This window comes from Mesorhizobium sp. M0276, from assembly GCF_040321755.1.
Lineage (GTDB): Bacteria > Pseudomonadota > Alphaproteobacteria > Rhizobiales > Rhizobiaceae > Mesorhizobium.
In genome coordinates this window covers 1-518 of record NZ_JAMYSC010000175.1, presented here as the reverse complement: position 1 = coordinate 518, position 518 = coordinate 1, and the positions used below count along the sequence as shown (strand labels likewise).

Genomic DNA, 518 nt, shown 5'->3' with positions numbered 1-518 from the left:
CCGGTCCGCGACGGCTTTGTCGAGCGCCAGCATTTTGCCGACGCGGCTTCCGCGCTCTGGCTCGCGGGCGAACTCGTCCACCTCGAGGACCTCGTGCTGCACGACGCCCACATGGACATCCGCGCCCCGAGCCACGAACTCACCCGGGCGCACGCGGTGCTGCGAACCCGCCGGCGGATTTTTGCGCAAAAGCCGGACTGGGCGCTCAGCCGCGACGGTTTTTTGGCGCTGACCGGTCGCGGCGGCGCCATGCCGGCGGCGGGCCAAAAAAGCCGGGACGGGGAGGGGGCTGGAACTGCCTCTGTGGAAGCCGACGATCGCGATGACGCTGAGGCCGATCTGCTGGCCGAAGAATTTGCCGAGATCGATGCCGTCCTGGCGCGCTCGTCAAAGCTTCTCAGCGGCGCCGACGTGCCGGCGAAAGCGGCGCGCCCGGACGATCGGCCGGACCTGATTTACGATCTTGACTGGAATGAGGAAGAACGGCTGGCCGAATGGCACGCTGTGCTCGCGGAAAC

General features: G+C 67.8%; 1 pseudogene. It reads left to right on the top strand.

Annotated features, from left to right (window positions below):
- Positions 1–518 (top strand): annotated as a pseudogene (locus NKJ01_RS36340) (RHE_PE00001 family protein); the annotation flags it as partial.